General features: G+C 34.5%; 9 protein-coding genes. 1 reads left to right on the forward strand and 8 read right to left on the reverse strand.

From position 1 onward, the window contains the following. Position 1: 1 nt before the first annotated feature. Together ABD939_RS00850 and ABD939_RS00855 are read right to left on the reverse strand one after the other, a co-directional pair. Entirely contained in the window at positions 2 to 2119 is a 2118-nt protein-coding gene (locus tag ABD939_RS00850) for a polysaccharide lyase family 8 super-sandwich domain-containing protein (protein WP_345163318.1), read from the reverse strand. Between the two features lie 5 nt (positions 2120 to 2124). Then, complete coding sequence (locus ABD939_RS00855) at positions 2125 to 5154, reverse strand: glycoside hydrolase family 2 TIM barrel-domain containing protein (RefSeq protein WP_345163321.1); 3030 nt, start codon at positions 5152 to 5154, stop codon at positions 2125 to 2127. A 166-nt stretch (positions 5155 to 5320) separates the two neighbouring features. On the opposite strand from ABD939_RS00855, the gene ABD939_RS00860 reads away from it, so the two are divergent. Further along, positions 5321 to 7003 (forward strand): GH39 family glycosyl hydrolase, encoded by a 1683-nt coding sequence (locus ABD939_RS00860; RefSeq protein ID WP_345163324.1) that lies wholly within the window; start codon positions 5321 to 5323, stop codon positions 7001 to 7003. A gap of 292 nt (positions 7004 to 7295) precedes the next feature. Here the strand turns inward: ABD939_RS00860 and ABD939_RS00865 are convergent, their stop codons facing one another. Genes ABD939_RS00865 through ABD939_RS00890 form a run of 6 tightly spaced genes read right to left on the reverse strand, consistent with a single transcriptional unit; the run spans position 7296 to position 19105 of the window. Then, positions 7296 to 10286 (reverse strand): glycoside hydrolase family 2 protein, encoded by a 2991-nt coding sequence (locus ABD939_RS00865; protein ID WP_345163326.1) that lies wholly within the window; start codon positions 10284 to 10286, stop codon positions 7296 to 7298. 43 nt (positions 10287 to 10329) lie between these two features. After that, positions 10330 to 11790, reverse strand: a complete 1461-nt coding sequence (locus ABD939_RS00870; RefSeq protein WP_345163328.1) for a sulfatase — start codon at positions 11788 to 11790, stop codon at positions 10330 to 10332. A gap of 9 nt (positions 11791 to 11799) precedes the next feature. Then, on the reverse strand, positions 11800 to 13299 hold the full coding sequence (locus ABD939_RS00875) for a sulfatase family protein (RefSeq protein ID WP_345163332.1): 1500 nt from the start codon (positions 13297 to 13299) through the stop codon (positions 11800 to 11802). A 25-nt stretch (positions 13300 to 13324) separates the two neighbouring features. Next, the gene (locus ABD939_RS00880) at positions 13325 to 14296 is read right to left on the reverse strand and encodes a family 43 glycosylhydrolase (protein WP_345163335.1); all 972 of its coding nucleotides are present in this window, start codon (positions 14294 to 14296) and stop codon (positions 13325 to 13327) included. Positions 14297 to 14326: 30 nt separating this feature from the next. After that, complete coding sequence (locus tag ABD939_RS00885; protein WP_345163339.1) at positions 14327 to 16336, reverse strand: hypothetical protein; 2010 nt, start codon at positions 16334 to 16336, stop codon at positions 14327 to 14329. A gap of 6 nt (positions 16337 to 16342) precedes the next feature. Beyond that, the gene (locus ABD939_RS00890; protein WP_345163342.1) at positions 16343 to 19105 is read right to left on the reverse strand and encodes a family 78 glycoside hydrolase catalytic domain; all 2763 of its coding nucleotides are present in this window, start codon (positions 19103 to 19105) and stop codon (positions 16343 to 16345) included. Between the last annotated feature and the right edge of the window lie 3 nt (positions 19106 to 19108).

Raw genomic sequence — 19108 nt, forward strand, 5'->3', positions numbered from 1 at the left:
TTTAATTCCTTTTAAATTGCAATTGAACTGTTTTTCCTGCTTGTTCTCCTTGAGGCAAATGAATTACAAAATGAGTTTTACCATTCTTGTAATTACTATTTTCAATACTATAGTTTCCTTTAATAGATACGCCAATTTTAGTGAGCTTTTGAGAAGGATCGCTAATTGCAAAATCCAAATAACCTGATTTTTCTTCTAATAGTATCACACAAGGTGCATCTACAGAAATTCCTCCTTTAATTGTAGTTGTTCCCTTTTTATAAAATACAATACCTGCCTTTTTTTCATCAGACGAAACAACAGACTGTTGCACTTTGGTATTCACAATTTTAAAAGGATTGCTTTTGTGCAAGCTCTTCATTTTTTCTTCTGATGCATTTGGCACTAAAATGTAACTATAAGATTCATTTTTAGGTTGTGCGTCATGAGATAACCACAATTTAAAAATATGCTCTGTGAGAATAACTGGTCTGTAACGTTTTGCAACTTTGTTCCAACTACCTTCTAATATTTGGGTAGATAGGTTTGCGTTACCACCTTTAGGAAATAAATACCCAATATTATTGTGCAAAACCCAATCTGGTGTAAATCCTCTTTTTCTTCTGACGCTAGTTTCTAAAACACCATCTTTTCCGATTACAACGCTACCTTTTAAGAAAGATTGATTTATTGATGTTACAACTTGATGGTTTGCATTTGTAGAAATTCTACTTCCTAAACAAATAATTTTATCATCAAACATAAACCATGATTTTTTAGCCTTTAAACCATCCCGATTATAATCCATTACAGCAATACCATTTTCACCATTACTAACGCCTCCAACAAAAACACTATTGGTTTTAAAACCACTAAACTTAATAATTGGCAATGGGTCTTTATCCTGAATTATAGTGGTTCCTGGTAATTTTTTCCAATCCCAAAATGGAAAGATATTTTCGTATTCTTTTCCTGTTGTTGATAATAATGAGACTCCATCTCCCAAATAATAGCCTTGAACGTTTTCTTTATTAACGGACTCTGTACCTACAACGCGCTCCGAACTCATTTTAACAGAAAAGTAGAAGTTTTTTCTGCGGTGCACTTGAAAATCGGATTTCCAAAAATGTTTATTTCCTGCGAGGGTTTTAGCATCAAGAGCCTCATTATAAACTTTCGCATTGTCCTTGTCTAGCATCTTCATACTTTGAATACATGCTTTAAGACGGTTTGCTTTTTTTGTTTGTTCATTCTCAAAAAGCTGTCTTCCAGAAGCGCTAACATCGTAAGTATCATTCCAAATGACCCATTGCTGTCCTTTAAGAATAATGTTTCTTAAAAATTCAATTTTGTTGGCTTCAAATTTAAATGGTGTATTGCTCACAAACGTATAGCATTTTATCATATCCTCTAGATAAGACAAACCGTAATTACCAAATTGCATTTGCGCACCATGCTCATGATACGACCAATCTAATTTAACACCAACACCTTTGGCTATTTGTAATTCATTTTGAATGGCTTTACTGGCTATAGCAACCGAATCTGGTTTTCGTAATAACAATGAGCGTAACATGACGTTGGTAGATAACCAAACTTTATTCTGACCAGACATTTTTATTTTAGCCCTATGAAGTAGAATCGAAGACTTGTCTAACTGCTGTTGACTTAGTTCTTCTTCCATTAAAAAAAGTATTGGCAACAGCAACTCTGGAACGCCAATATGTTGGTCGTGCCAATTTGTGCTTAGAAAATCGTTATCTAACCAAAAATTTAAACTTTTATGAATTTTTTTTGAAAGATTCTTATCCAAATAATATTTAGAAGTCTCGTTTTTATAATTGATTGCTAAAGTTTGCACATACTTTAAATGGTTTTTTACAGGCCAACCACCTCTTATTTTATTGGTGTAATCTATGTTTGACCAAGAACCATCTTCTTCTAAATTTGGCAATAAATCTTCTATTACTCTATCAGCTGCTTTAAGATTGACATAATACTTTAAAACATTTTCTTGAAGTTGCACAAGACTCTCTGGATAGGAGCCTTTAGCACTATTATTGGTGCTTGTATCGCTACAACTACTACTAATTATTAGAGTTAAAATTAAAAAAAAAAGCCTTCTAAAACATGTCATCATTTCCCTTAGTCAATAAACAGCTCATCAATATAAGGGCCACTTTCTCCAGATGTTTCTAGTCGGATACTATTTGCACCTGCTTTAAGTCTTAAAATTGCCGGAACAAACTTCCATTCCTTTTCCCATCCCCCTGTTGGTTTAAATTCTAAAGTTCTTACATATTCATCATTTAAATATAATTTCATAGGATGTAATGCTCCCTCATTATTATGCATATACCTAAAACGCATACTGTAATCGCCTTCTTCTCCGTCATTTTCTTGATAAAATTCCACGGATCCTTCTTTACCTTTAAAATCTACAAATCCAGAACCTTTAAATCGTCTGGCTTCTCTACTTGCTACAGCACTTCCTTTTAAAATACCTTCTTCAGCAGAAATATTTACACCTCTACCAATCCACATGTCTTTAGAATGTTCATCTCCCCAAAATAAACCTTGGTTTTTACCAAAAGTTTCTTCCATTTTTAATACAATTTTTCCATCTTGTTTTACAATGGATTTTACAGTTGTTTTATCTTGAATTTCGAAAGCATCTTTGTATACTTTTCCGTTAGTTTCTGGATTTTCTCCATTTATGGTATATAAAATTTCTAAATCAGATGTTTTTAATTTTCCTAAAACAGCAAACTGTTTGGCTTCAATGGTTATTTTATTTGAAGTATATAGTGCTTTATCACCTAAAATAGATCCTGTAATAATGGATGCCGTTTTTGCATTAGGCTGTTCTCTTAAAAACAATCTTGTTTTTCCGAAAAACAAAGCTCTAAAGTCTGATTTGGTTCTGCTTGTTGGGTCTATTGGGTTTCCGTTTTCCATAGAAATCTTTTTTACATCGCCTTGAATATTATAATAGACTTTATTTTCTCCGTAAGGGTACAAATTGTCATTTTCATCTAAACTTTCTGATGTGATAATGTAACTTGTGGTAAAACTGTCTTCAGTATTTAATTTTTCTATGCTTGTTTTTAATTTTGAAGCTTGTTTGCTGGTCGAAAAAGATGTTCTTTTCACTTCTTTTCCATTTATATATGCAACAGCTTCTAATTTCCCTTCCGCATAAGGCACTAGCCATTCGCACTGCATCTCGTTCCAAACCGTTCCTGGTTTATCTTTTCCTAGAGATTTTCCATTTAAGAATAATTCCACCTCATCGGCATTAGAATATACCCAAACCGGAATAACCGTTCCTTTTTTCATTCTTGGATGTGTCCAACTTGGCAACATATGTATCATTGGTTCTTTAGTCCATTGACTCTGATAGAAATAAAACAAATCTTTTTTAAATCCTGCTACATCCAAAGCGCCTCCCATAAACAAATTAAAAGGTAAACCACCGTGTACTAAACCTGCTTCACCGTAATAATCAAAACCTGTCCAACGGAAATGACCACTATGCCATGGATTATCGCGCATAACTTCCCAATATTTTCTAGCTGATACTCTTACGGTGGCATTATCATAAGACGAATTGAAACTTTGTTTTCTGTTTCTCCAATTTTTTGGATTTATGCCTTCATAGAAAAAGATTTCTTTTTCTGTTAGATTTGGTAACTCATAAGTCCCAGGTAATTCATTATCGCGCCACCAGGTTTGTGTTCGGTAATACCCTCGTGTTTGCCATGTATGTGGTGCTTCTGTAGAAATAAACGGTTTATCAAATGTTTTACTTTCTATAAATGATTTGGTTTCAGAACCACCATTTACACCTGTAATATCCATATCTTCTGGGTTTCCTGCTCCAGAGGTAAATAAGCGTGTTGGATCTAATTTTTTACCAAATTCAACCAACTCAGGACCAATAGGGCTGTGCGTTTCATTTCCTAAACTCCAAACGAAAATACTTGGGTGGTTACGGTCTCTTGTAATCCATTCGGTTACATCACGTTGCCACCATTCATCAAAGGCTTGTTTTCCATAATCTTGTGGAGCTTTTTTATGCCAGCCATCAAAAATTTCATCCATAACCAACAACCCAATCTCATCACAGATATCGTAAAACATGGGAGGTGTTGGGTTATGCGAAGGACGGATGACATTGATACCCATATCTTTTAAACTCTGTAATTTCCAGCGCAATAAAGGTTTTGTCCAAGCTCCTCCAACTGGTCCTCCTTCCCAATGTTCGCAAACTCCCTTTAATTTTACGTTTTCACCATTTAGCCAGAAACCTGTTTTGGTTTCCCATTTTACAGTTTTAAAACCAAAAGTGGTTTCAATCTCGTCAATTACTTTTTTACCGTCTAAAATTTGAGTTACTGCTTTGTATAGCGTTGGACTTTCTGGACTCCATAATTGTGGATTCTCTATTTCAAACTGATATGATGGATTTGTATTTTCTAGTTTTTCACAATTATTGGTCAACTCTTTTCCTTCTGGAGAGAATAGTTTCACTTCATATTTCAACTTTCTAATTTCTCCATTAATTGCAGCATCTACCACAACTTGTGCTTTATTTTTATTGATGGAAGGTGTTTTTATAAAAATGCTGTTGGGTTGAATATGGGTTTTGTTTACCTCAATCAATTTTACAGGTGCGTATATTCCACAAGGGTGATACCATCTTGCAGAAGGTTCTAAAGCATTATCTACTCTTACTGCAATCGTGTTTTTTCCTTCTTTTAAGTATTTTGAAATATCGTATCTAAAACTAATATATCCGTAAGGTCTTTTTGCAATATAATTCCCGTTTATCCAAACTTCACTATTCATGTACACGCCATCAAAATTGATGTAAGTAATTTTTGATAGGCTTTCTTTTTTAATGTTGAAGTATTTTCTGTACCAACCAATACCACCGTCATGATAACCACCACCTTGACCTTGGTCTCCTCCTTTTCTTACCCCTTTTTCAAACGACCAATCATGTGGAACGTTTAGGTTTTTCCAATTGGTATCATCTACATTTTCTTTTGAAAACGATGGATTGTCTTCTAAAATAAAGTTCCAGTTGTTATTAAAGTTGGTTTCAATTCTTTGTGCACTAGACACCTGTATACAGAAGATTAAAAATAAAGTGAAAAAAGTATTTTTCATTAGTCTAAATTGGTTTGTCATCATTAAACAAATTTAATTTTTTAAAATTTATTTATAATCCTGTAGTGTCATGTTTTGTTATTTATTACGTCATATATGTAACAAGATAGTACAGGAAAGTTTATTTAGATTTAACCTTTAAATTTGTTACAAAACAAACAATGTTATGAATTACTTAAAAAAGAACACACTATTTTTCTTTGTTTTACTGATGTCTATCAGTACAATTTTATATACCTGCTCAAAAGAAGATGGGATTGAAAAAGAACTAGAAGAAGAGATTATTGAAGAACCAAATCCAGATCCACAAACACCCGAAGTTATTAATGTTGACCCTGATAAAGTTGTATCCATAAATACTGGAAGTGTTGTTGGAGAGTTTTACAATTTTTGGTCTACACGACCTATGATAAATCAATCGCGGTTTAATGCTGCTGGTTTTAGAACGTCTTTAAACCCCATTAAAGATTATGTGAAAAGTTACAATTTGGTGAGAACCATGGGTGGGAGAACCGATAATTTAAATGACTTTTATAAAGGTGTAGATGCCTCTGGTAATATTATTACAGATTTTAGCGAACTCATATCTACTATGAGAAACTTTAGAAGTACGGGGTTTAAACCTAGAATTGTACTAAGTAAAGTACCTTGGGAAATGGTAGCTAACAAAGTGGTTAACACTTATGGAAACACAAGTCCACCAGACAATTACGACCATTGGAGGCAATATGTGAATGCTTTTTTAACCACACTGGTTAACGAGTTTGGGATGAACGAGGTGAAAACTTGGCGTTTTAGAGTGAGTACGGAACCTAATTTTACACCAAGCCACTGGAATGGTACTATGCAGGATTATTTTAGGCATTATGATATTACTGTTGATGAAGTTTTAAAGGTAATACCTGATGCCATTATTGGCCCTGGAAATATGCTTACTGAAGGTGCAGCTACTTATACAACGCAACTCATAGATCATTGTGCAACAGGAACTAATTATGCCACTGGTGCTATTGGTACTAAAATGGATTTTTTCAGTATTTCGTATTACGAGAAAATAGACCAAAATACGGTTTCACTACCCGAAAAAATTGAACCTTACAGAAATAAGTTGAACAGTTATTCTCAGTTTAGCAACATACCTCTTGATATACAAGAATTTGGAATGCTGCGCGATGAAAATGCGGTTAGAGGTGTTAGTTTAACTGACGCTACAGAATTAGGTGCTAGTTGGTATGCTAGAGTAGCTGACTTGGCTTTCGAATATAGAATAACTGAAATATATGATTGGGGTCAAGAAATCGAGTCTAGTAATCTACCGCAAGGTAGAAGAAATGTAACTGAAATGTTTCAAATGATGGAAGGTGGTAATAGATTGCAAGCCGAAGACAACCTCAACTCTAATGTAAACGCTGGAATTATTCCTGTAACTAAAAATGGAAATATTTATATGCTAGTTTATAACCACAACACCTCAAGAAACAGTACCGCTACACGAACCTTTTTCCCTATATTAGAAGGAGGAGAAATAACTGGGAATACAGAGTGGAAAATGAATGAATGGACTGTAGATAAAGATCATGGTATTATGATGCATGAGCTTTATAAAGATATAAGAGCTGCTGGTGTGGGAGAAAAAACTAATGGGCGTATTTATGGAAATAGACCATCAGATCGTTTTGAAGATGGTTGGAGAGATGTACTAAATTCTAATTTAGCCAAATATGAAAACATATCTAAATTACCTAAAACTATTGAAGACAAGATTGTTAAAAAGATAGATAACAAACTTACTTTAGAAGTTAATCTAGAACCACATAGTGTTAAACTCATTGAGTTAATACCGGAATAATTAGCTGATAGTTTAAATTTTAAAACCCCATTTACAAATTGTAAAATGGGGTTTTATTAGTTTTATAAGTTTTTCTTTCAAAAAAAACTCTAATTAATTTTGGGCAAATCATTTCTAAACAAAGGTTTTTCATGAAGAAGTATCTATATTTTCTTTAGAAAAAGTAGCATTATCTTCTAAAACAAAGTTCCAATTATTATTAAGTTTTTTTTTCGGTACGTTGGGCTATAACATTATTAATACACAACAGTATAAATACAGCACAAAGGCTTAATTTAAAATTGATTTTTATTTAATATTTCTTAGCAATTACCGTATACATTCTACAATTTTTTGGAGCATCACCATCACTATTTCCAGCCATGATAATACTTTCTCCTTCTTCTGCTACTCTATGAAAAACAGACATAACCACATCACCTACTTTTACATTATCCCCGTTATCTTTATAATCTTTCAGTAAAAACTCAGGTCGTGGCACGGTATCATCATGTAAAACATAAATATGCATCTTTACACCTGCTATAAATTGTAATTGATCTCTTGCCCAATACCTATTATCTGAATTAGGGGTTCTTACATATTCTGACTCATTCAAATATCTAGGAAGTACGGTATAGTTATATTCTAAATCTGTATACGCTTTTTTACCCCAATGCATGTTTGTTCTTAACATGGCTCTAGCATCACCTGTATAACTGAATTTTTTAAACAATTTACTCTTATTAGTAACACCAGGAACATATTCTGGTATTTCTGGTGTATATACAGGCATTGGTTCTTCTGTTAATACATCTTCATAAAATTGTGGCATTTCAGTTGTTAAGCCATTTTCTATTTTCACAGGCAAGGATTTTAGTTCAATACTAGCAGCTTCTAATCCCTCTTGAATTGCAGTAATTTTCACAGTTCCTGCAGCTAAAAGCGACCGAACAGCAACACGGTTTATACCAGCTTCAATATCTAAATACAAATTGTTTGTACTATTTGCTTTTCCGCTATTATAGCCACCACGCCAAATTCCCTTGCCAGACATTGTAAAATCTACACGTCCTTTTGCTAACGGACATCTTCTACCTTCAGCATCAACAACCTCAACATCTATTAATACCACATCAGACCCATCAGCTTGCCAACCTTTTGGTCCCTTAATTGGTGTTAATTTTAATGCTACTGGTTTCCCTGTGGTAATTTTAGTTTGTGTTATGCGAACTTCATCTTCAATTATGCCTTCTGCCTTTATATCTCCTGCTTCATAAGTCACATTTTTAAACTGATATACATAACCATTTTTAGGGGTTTTATTTTCGCCTAAAAGTTTTCCGTTTACGTATAATTTTACAGCAGCAGTATTTGAAATCACAAAAATGTCTTTTTTAGTGCCTGCCTCATAATTCCAATGCCCTACGATATGGACTTGAGGCTCTGGTCTCCACATGGCTTTTAAAGCATAAAAAGCTTCTTTTGGAAGGCGTACTCCATCTACTTCTCCACTAGCTCTGGTTACTTCGGTAGGACAACGCCCTCCATGCGGACCGTCTGTAAACACCCAGTTTGCACCACCAACATGATAGGCTTTTCTACCCATTTTATCCCACCAATGGTAGGCTTGTTTTACTGCAAATTCTTCAGAATTTAACTTATACGTATTTCTATCAATATTTGGATGGCTGTAAAAATTATCGTCTGGAGACTGTTTGTCCCAAATACGACGGGGTGCTTCCTCACGGTTATACTCACTCTCAATTAATGGTAAATCTGCATATTCGCGCTCCCAACCTTCGGTTCCTATCTCAATAGAAACATAGCCTTCAGAATCATTTTTAACATCAGCCCTTCTATTCCCCATTAAACGTTTTCCGTTAGGATCACACGTTTTAATAACCTCAAGAATTTCTTTATAATGTGCTTCAGTTTCTGCCCAATTACCGCCTTCCCAAATAAATATAGATGGGTGATTACGGTAATACACAATCATATCTTTAAACGCTTTTATACGAATATCCCAGGTTTCACCTTCATCTTCAGATTCACCACTCACACCTGGCATTAATGTTACAAAACCATATTTATCACCCATTGCAATTTCTGCTGGCGATCCTGCACAATGTCCCCATCTTATAAAATTCCCTCCTGCTTCATCCATCAATCGATACGTATGGTCGCGTAACCAATCTGGTAATGCAGCACCTAATCCTGCCCATGAGTTTGTTGGCTTTTGCCCCCAACCATGAAGTTTTGCGTATTCTCCATTATTATGAAACCCTGTGTCTTTATTGAAATCGAAACTTCTAATCCCTAATGGTGTTTCATAGCTGTCTAAAATAACGTCTCCTTCTTTTAAAGCAGTTATAACTTTATACATATAAGGATGGCGCGTGTACCATAAATTAGGATTTTTAATACTTGAAGTTGTTGAAAAAGTAAACTTTTCTCCGGCTGGTATACTTTTTTCAGTTGTTGCTGTTTCTACAACTTTACCATCATTATCTACTATTTGAGATATAAATGTAATGTTTTTAGCAGCCTTATATTCATTTTGAACTTCAGCCGTAACAGTAACATCTGCTTTTTCTTTACTTATATTTTCAGCATAAACATAAGTCCCCACAGTTTCTAAATTATCATAAAGCGGTAATGTAATATGCACTGAATCCATAGTATGAAGAAAAACATTTCTATAAATACCACCGTGAGTAGGATGCCAATGTTCGTGATTCCAAACTAGAGGAAAATTATCTCTAAAATGGTCTCCCCGGTCATTATTGACTTTTACGGCTATAACATTGTCTTCATTACCAAATTTAAGGTGTGGTGTTAAATCGTAACCAAACGGAATAAACCCTGTTTGATTTTGCCCTAAATGAATACCGTTAACATAAATATCTGCTATTTGGCGCACGGATTCGAACTCGATAAATACTTTTTTATCAGAATCTGAATCTGGGAGTTTAAAGTGTTTACGATACCAAACTGTACCTCTCCATTGATTATCTTCTCCATCATGATGTCCGTGACTTAAATCATCAAAAGTATCTACATCATTAAAGGTATGTGGGCAACTAATCGTTTTCCAGGAAGCATCATTAAACCCCAATTCTTGAGCGTTATTTGGATTTTCTTGAATAAATTTCCAATCTATATTAAAATTGTATTTGGTTCTATTACTTTCTGTAATGGCTTGGTCTTCTTGGTTACTGTTTACGCAAGATGTTAAAATTAAACCTGTTAAAATTGCTAAATAAAGCGTGGTTTTAAACTTAATTAGATGTATGTTTATCATTATTTATTTTATATTAAGTAGCTTTTTCAAGAAAAATTATCTTCTATTTATCGTTTTGTAAAAACGGCTCTCCATTACTTGGAAATTTAATCTCAAGAAGCTTTTTCATTCTTTGCTCTACTGATTTGTAATTGCCTTTTCCTGATACATTTTCATAAGATAAAAGACTGTTTTTATGCTCATATAATTCTGCTCCTAAAATTTCATGCGTGTTAGAATTTCTCCATTCTGTATACCTCCAATTACCGTCTGTAGTTGTTACACCCATTATTTTTTTTCCTCTAGCATATACACTATAGGCTGCTTCATCCCATTTTTGTTGTGGATTATCAATAACTGGAATCAAGCTTTTTCCATCTGACACAGGTGCAAACTTTAAATCACATACATCTACTAAGGTTGAAAAAATATCTACATTTTCTACCAAAGCATCTGATGTTTTACCTGCTTTTCTTTTTTTATAGTTGGTTTCTCTACTAATAATTAATGGCACTCTTGTGTCTATTTCCATATTAGAATGTTTACACCATGCACCGTATTCTCCAATTTTATACCCATGGTCGCTCATAAAAACAATCATCGTGTTTTTACGTAAATCCAAATCTTCAAGTGTTTGCATTACCTTTCCAATTTGTGCGTCGATATAACTAACTGAAGCATGATACCCGTGAATTAAATCGCGTGTTAAATCATCATCTAAATCTCCTTCTTTTGGAATACCATGATACCCTTTTAACTCTCCCCATTTGGTTAATGATAATCTGTAAACGCCCTCAGGCTTTTTTCTAGAAGGAATTTTAAATTTACTTTTATCATACAAATCCCAATATTTTTTTGGTGCATTAAAAGGTAAATGTGGTTTACTTAATCCAACAAACATTAAAAATTTATCGTCTTTTAATTTTTCTAAAGTTTCAATAGCATATTTAGCTGCTCGTCCGTCTTTATAGGCTTCATCGCTAACATCTGCAGAATCAAAAGCAGGCCCTTTTGGGTTTTTCCCTTCTTTTTTTAATTGTTCTATTATTGCTATATTTTTTGGATCATTGTAAGTATTTGCTTCTTTCCCGTAATACACAGACCACTCTTTTTTATCATCTGAACTATGATGATATACTTTACCAATACTTACTGTTTTGTAACCATTTTCATTAAATAATTGTGGCATAGATACTACATCTTTATGCACTTTTCGAAGTGGTGTAAAAATGCTATAAACACCTAACGTTTCTGGACGTAACCCAGTTAACGTACTCATTCTTGAAGGCGCACAAATAGCTTGTTGGGTATAGGCTTTATTGAACATTACGCCATCACTCGCTAGTTTATCTATATTGGGCGTTATAGCTGTTTCGCTTCCGTAACACCCTAATTCTGCCCTTAAATCATCCACATAAAAAACCAACACATTGGGTTGCGAGCTATCTTTACTTTCTGTCGCTTTTTGAGTTTTACAAGACGTAATCGCTAAAGCTAGAAATATTACTAATAATTTTTTTATCATTTGAATCATTTATTGAACTGGTTTTGGTGATTGTACGATGCCTTGACCTTTTTCAAATTCCCAATGGGGAACAGCTGGCTTTTTCTTATCAAATGTGTAGTTGTATTTTTTGAGATAATAATCTCTTGATTTAAACTCATCTCCTATCTGAGCTAATTTTTCATTCAATTTATTATCTAATTCTATTTGAATTGTTTTGAACTCAGGTTTACCTAGTAAGTTGTTCATTTGATATGAATCTGCCACATTATCAAAAAACATACTTGGGCCGTCAGGTGTTCTTGCATAGGTATATTGTTTGGTTCTTATGGCGCGATATGGTGGATTATTATAATTTCCTGCAAAAGGCGCAACACTCATTACTAATGCTGCTCTATCTGCATTAGAATCAGGATTCTTTATTAGTGCTGTTAAATTTTCTCCTTCTATATCTTCTGGGATTTTTATGTTGGACAACCCTAATAACGAAGGCAAAATATCAGGCGTGTTTATAGGCGCATTTACAACTGTACCTTTTTGTTTATCTATTCCTGGGTAACTTATTAAAAACGGGACCCTAATAGATTCATCCCATGCCAGCTGTTTCTGAAACGGTCTAACATCATGTGCCCCCATCATTTCGCCATGGTCGGCTGAAAACACGACGATAGTATTATTTAATAAGTCAAGCTCTTTCAATTTATCTAAAACGGTTCCAATGGCTTCATCGGTTGCGGTTGCATGTGCATAATATCCTTGTAATTCTTCACGACTTCTATCTTTAAACTTCTCAGCAACATTTGGGTTTAAGGTTAAAGATTCTGGTGGGTACATATCCTTATACTTCTTAGGCGCATTATGGTGCGGAAAATGCGGTGTTGCAATTGAAATGAATGCTAAAAACGGTTTGTCGTCCTTGGCATTTTCAGCTATATAATTATTAGCATCTTTAACAATTGCGAATGGCGAATACTCATTCCAGTATTTTATCTCAGGATTATCATTATCATAATACGGCATTTTGGTGTAATTATGCGAGCACTCTAAAGCCTTCCAATAGTCAAAACCTTGTCGCCTTTCTTTTGGAGTGTAATTTAACCGTCCATGACCATCTAAATGCCATTTACCCCAATAGGCTGTATTGTAACCTTCTGCCTTGTAAATTTCTGCCATTGTTAATTCTTCGGATGGCAGATACACGTCATTAACAAACATACCTGTTGTGGTTGGAAACTTACCTGTTAATAAAGCTGCTCTATGCGGTGTACATACGGGCGTTACAGATACAGCATTTGTAAAATTAACTGACTCTTTTGCAAACGCATCTAAATTAGGTGTTTTTACATCGACGTTTCCTGCATATCCTAAAGCAGATCCTCTCCACTGATCGGTTAAAATGTATACAATGTTTGGCTTTTTAGATACTTCTTTAGAATTTTCTGATACTGACTCAGATTTTGTTTCTTTTTTACAACTTGATAAAGAAACTACTGTTAATAATAGAGTTATTGAAAATAATTTGATTTTCATTTTTCAGATAAATTGTTTAGTTGGTTTATTTAATTTTTTGAACTCCTTCTTTTGTTGCGTAAATTTCTTGTATTGTTCCGTCTTCGTTATAATATAGATATTCAATACATGTGTTTCTTCTAAATTTTGAACCTTCATTCCAACCTTGCCAATGGTAAAAGAAATAATCTTGTCCTTTATAATTGATGATGGAATGATGATCTTGTCTTTGCTTTGGATTGATGGCTCCTTTATACTCAAATGGTCCGTAAGGACTATCTCCCATAGCATAAAAACCACCTAAACCTGCATTATAAGAATAGTAATACTTTCCGTTGTATTTATGCATATAACTGGCTTCAAAGAAATTTTTAGCTCCATACGCTATACTTCTAGGAGTTTCAGCCAATTCCAAAAGATTGTCTTTTAATAAAGCCATTTTTGGTTCTCTAACGCCCCAATACAAATAGGTTTTTCCATCATCATCAGTAAAAACACAAGGATCCAACCATTGTCCTTCAACACCTGCTATCCAACCGATATCTTTAAATGGCCCTTCAGGCACATCACTAACAGCAACGCCACATCTCATATCGTCTTTAGAACCTTTTACAGAATGCGGATACAATAAATAATACTTGTTATTTTTATAAATAGCAGTTGGAGCCCACATCCAACCAGGAACTCCCCATGGAATGTCTTTAGAGTGCAATACTTCTCCATGATCTGTCCAATTGACCATATCTGTTGATGAAAATGCGCGATACCCATCCATTGAATTATAATTTACTGCATCTTCTGCATCTCGAGAAGTATACATCCACACTTTACCATCTTGCCAAATATGTGCCGATGGATCTGCAGTACGAATATGACGAATTACAGGATTGTTATTTACTTTTTCAATTGAAACTTCTTGCTGTTCTGTTTTTGTTACTTTTGTGTAGTTAGATTTACAGCCTATTACTATAGAAAAAACTAACAATAAAGTCTTTATTTTTCTGGCACTTACTCTCATTTATCCTTTTTTCCACTTTAAAATAAAATTCTAATTATTACCGCTTATGTAATCCAATAATATCGCTTTTACATCTTTTACTGTGCCCTGTTTTAGTCCATTTTTAGTATTGGCTCCCGTTATCCAATACAGAATCATACCAGCATCTGAGCAGTCCCATTTCCCTTTTTGAAATTTAACCACATCATCAACCTCAGCCATTTTACCATATAACCATACTTGTTGTAATCTAGGATCACTATGATCTCTAGCCCAATCCCACTCTGCAATATTAACTTTAAGTTTTATATTCTGGTCTGGAATCCTAACTTCTTCAACTCCAAAATCTAAAATTTGCTGCCATGTGTAAAAATCTCCCGCATCATCGTTAGCAGGGTGATGAGTTATTACTTTTACATGTTTATGTTTGTCTTTAGAACTCGCATCAAGTGCAAAACCAATTATATCAGGTTCGCCTGCTTCTATAATCCAAAGTGGGTCTTCAGCTGTAGATGCGTTAATGGCTTTAGCTAAATCTTTAATAGTTTCATCTATATTCCATTTTGCATCTAAAAATTTAATCCCATCAAAACCACCCCATCGTCTTGCTGTAACATCGCAAACACTTTGCATAAGGGCATGACGTTCCATTTCTGCTTTTTCAGAAATTCTGTTGACACGAACAATATCACAACTATGAGAATAGTGTACCAATGTATTTTCTAAACCTGTGGCTCTTAATAAGGCTAAGGTAATGGCAGTACCACCTAAATCGTCAGGGTCGGGTGAGTTACCATCAGCCACAACAGCAATACGACCTTTGGGCGCGTTTATCTCTGGCTTTGTATTTGGTAACACTTTTAATGCTCCATTATAAGGTGTTTTTATAACATCTTTTCCTTTGCCAACTGGGGCAAAAATAATACCCGACCAGCGTGCTCTTGCCCATTCTTTTCCGTCGGCACTTCCAATTTTGGCAATGACCGTGATTTTATCACCTTTTTTAAACTTTATATTTTCCCAGAGTGCGTTGTTACTTTCTCCTTCTTCAAATAAGTCTTTGGTTAATGGCGGTTTAAACGTTCCTAATTTTTTATCGTTGATTTTTATAGTAAATTCTGATTGTCCATCATTTTCCCCTACAGCAACAAATACCAAATCATAGTTTCCATTTTTAAACGTGAAAGGTGTTGTTGTTTGCGCTTCTTTTTGCTTGTTTGGATTAATACCTAGCCATTTACCTCCAGCGTGTTTATAAAACCCTGTGCCTTTAATTGGAAAATCATCAATAGGTAGGGTTTTATTTTCAATATTAGAAGCTGCTATTTGTTTGTAATACGATTGTAAAGGCCAAAGTGTGGTTACTTTTAAACCTTCGCCTTTTGGTGTGTACGTACTGTCTTTGGTTAAAATGAATTTATCAAACTCAAAACCATCCTCACGCATACTAAATTGAATATCGTAAGTACCAGCTTTATCTATATCTAAATAAATTTCTTTTGGCAAACCGCAATGCACTTCTTTTGTTCTTTGCTTGCTTTCCCAAGTCCATTTATTTTTTCCTTCGCACCACTGCATGCGCTGCCCGTGCTCTGGCCACTCTCCATTTAATCCAACATGTAAACCATTATCTTCACTTCCTATGCTAAATGCACGTACCCAAACGTAATAACGTCCTGGATTACTAAATCTAACTTTATAATGCAAGATACCCATTTCACCTGCCTTATTGGAAAAGTTTTCACCTTGGACTAGCTTATCGGAATGTGTTATTCTTGTATCTGGTAATATTTCAATGTAAGTATTATTACTTGCATTGATGTGATGTGGAGCGTCTTCATCACTACCTAAATTCGATACAGCATTCTTTGAAGTGATATACCATTGTCGTAGTTCTGAATTGCTCTGTTTATTGAAGTATTCAGCTTCAACAGCAACCATACCGTTATTTTCTTGAAATATAACTTCATTATCAACAATAGGCGTGTTGAATTTTGTGGACTGAGCGTTCAAAAATAAACTTGATACGATTAGCAAAAACGATACTAATTTTATTTTCATTTTTAATTATTTAAGTTTTGATTGAAATGAGTATGTTCCTGGCTGTACTTCCAATTCAAATGCATCTTTTCCTGTATTAATTAGTTTCACATTTGAATTACCTCCAAGAGTTGAACCATCTAGCATGAGTGCTTCATTTGTATCAGCAGGAATGGTAACTTTTGCCGTTGTATTTGGAGGAACTACTACATGTAATTCAAATTTACTTCCTTTTATTTCCCAAGAAGAAACTACTTTTCCGTAAGGCGTATTTAAACTAGCTGCAGCCGATGTTAATGGTTCTTTTGGTACAGGCGCTATTCTAATGGTTTTATAACCCGCTTCTAAAGGCGCTATTCCTGCAATACGTTCGTACATCCATTCGCCAATAGCTCCATAAGCGTAATGGTTTAAGCTATTCATTTTCATTGGATTGAAACCATCTTTTTTACTGTAACTATTCCAACGTTCCCAGATAGTGGTTGCTCCTTGATTTATAGAATAGAACCAAGACGGATACGTTTCATTAAACAAAATCTTATACATCAAATCTATTTCTCCTGTTGCATCCAACACTTCAGATAATAATGGTGTTCCTAAAAAACCAGTTCGTAAATGATCATCAGCTTCTGCTATTTTTTCCAATAGATGTTGTTTAGCATTTGCTTTATGCTCTTCAGAAAGTAAACCAAAAGCTAAAGCCAATAAATAAGAGGTTTGTGTTTCTGCAACACCTTTTACTTTTCCGTTTTCAAAAAACTTATTTTCAAAAGCATTTGCTACAGTTTTGTAAATCGCATTATATTTTTCAAACGCTTCGGTTTTACCTAAAGCTTTTGCTGTTTTTGCTGTTAAATTTGCCGAATGTGCAAAAAACGCAGTTCCTATTAAGGAATGTGATGTATCCCCTTTAGGGCTATCATTTTCAGGAAGCGGCTGTAACCAGTCTGCAAAAAAGCCCATAGAAGAGATATAATTTTTAGTAACACTTTCATGGTATTTTACCCAGCCTTTCATAGTTTCAAAATTCTCTTCTAAGATTTTTTTATCTCCTGTTCTCAGGTAAATCTTCCAAGGAATAATGGTACATGCATCTCCCCAACCTGCACTTACTTTATTATTAAATAACACATCTGGTACGACCCATGGCACAGCTCCATTATCAGATTGCGACTCGCCAACACTTTGCATCCAGCTTGCCCAAAATTTATATACATCGGCATTAAACATAGATGCTGGGGCAAATACTTGTGCATCTGCTGTCCACCCCATACGTTCATCACGCTGCGGACAATCGGTTGGGATATCAAAAAAGTTTCCTCTTAATCCCCAAACAATATTACTTTGTAGTTGATTTAACTTCTCGTGAGACGATGTAAATGTTCCGTTTTCTTCAAAATCAGAATACTGTACTAATCCTGTTACCCAATCTTTTGATGGGGTTTTTGAAGTGTCATATCCACTTAATTCTACATACTGAAATCCGTGAAATGTAAATTTTGGCATCCATTCTATAATACCATCTTTTGAAGCTGTATAGTAATTCGTTGACTGCGCACTTCTATAATTTTCGGTATAAAACGTACCATCTGGAGATAACTTTTCAGCAAATCGAATTTTTAGCGTTTGCCCTTTTTTCATAGGTACTTTAAGTAACGGCACACCTACCATGTTTTGTTGAAAATCAAAAACAGCTACGCCACCTTTTTCTACAACTTCTTCTGTTGCTAATTCAATTTTAGTTTTAACAGTGGTATGTCTTTTTGGCTCTAAACGGATGTTATTCGTTACAGGAAACGTATTTACAGACTCCCATGTTTTATCATCAAAATTATTAGTGGTCCAATTTGGCATTTCTAAATTGGCATCATAGGTTTCTCCATCATAAATCTCTGATATTCTAGTTGGTCCGTTTGTTGTTCCTTTCCATGTATCATCAGATAAAATCATTTCTTTAGAACCATCTTTCATCGTTAATTCTAATTGAAATATCATTTTAGGCGTTTCTGTATCAACCCACAACTCTTTTTTCCAACCTAAACGTCCTGAATGCCATCCTGCTGCAAGCTCAACACCTATGGTATTTTGTCCAGATTCTATTAAATCGGTAACATCATACGTAATTGTTTCAATACGTTCTTTATAAGGCGTATATCCGGGAGGCATTACATCATCACTAACATCTTCTCCATTTATAGCCACATCAAACACACCTTTAGCGGTAATGTATAATCTTGCCGAAGCTATATCATTAGATAACTCAAAACCTTTTCTTAAGTATTGCGGTCTATGAATGATATTTTCTTGACTTCCTAAAACTTTTTCCTTTTTTGTGTCTAAGCCAATCCATTTTGCTTGCCAATCGCTATTTCTTAACAAGCCCAACTCAAAGTGACTCATTTTACTCCATTGTGAAGCTTCATTATCTTGGTTCCAGTATTTCACTTGCCAATATACTTTTTGACGTGATTGTAAAGTTGTTCCAGCATATTTTACCCAAGTAGACTGAGCTGTTTGTTGCTTTTCTGAGTTCCATAAATCTGCATTGTCAGGTAATAAATCTGGGCTACTAGCCACTACTATTTGATATGCTGATTGACTTAAAACGCCTTCTAAAACTGGCAATTGCCATGAAAAACTAGGTGTTTTATCATAAAACCCTAACGGATTTTCAAACCCTTCTGAAATGGTTAATTTTTGAGCTTCTGCTATAGTTGCTTGTTCTTTACATGACGTAAAGCTCAAACACACACAAGCAAACAAAGCACATCCAAAATATTTTAAGTTCATTTT

The sequence above is a fragment of the Algibacter aquimarinus genome, assembly GCF_039543265.1.
GTDB lineage: Bacteria > Bacteroidota > Bacteroidia > Flavobacteriales > Flavobacteriaceae > Algibacter_B > Algibacter_B aquimarinus.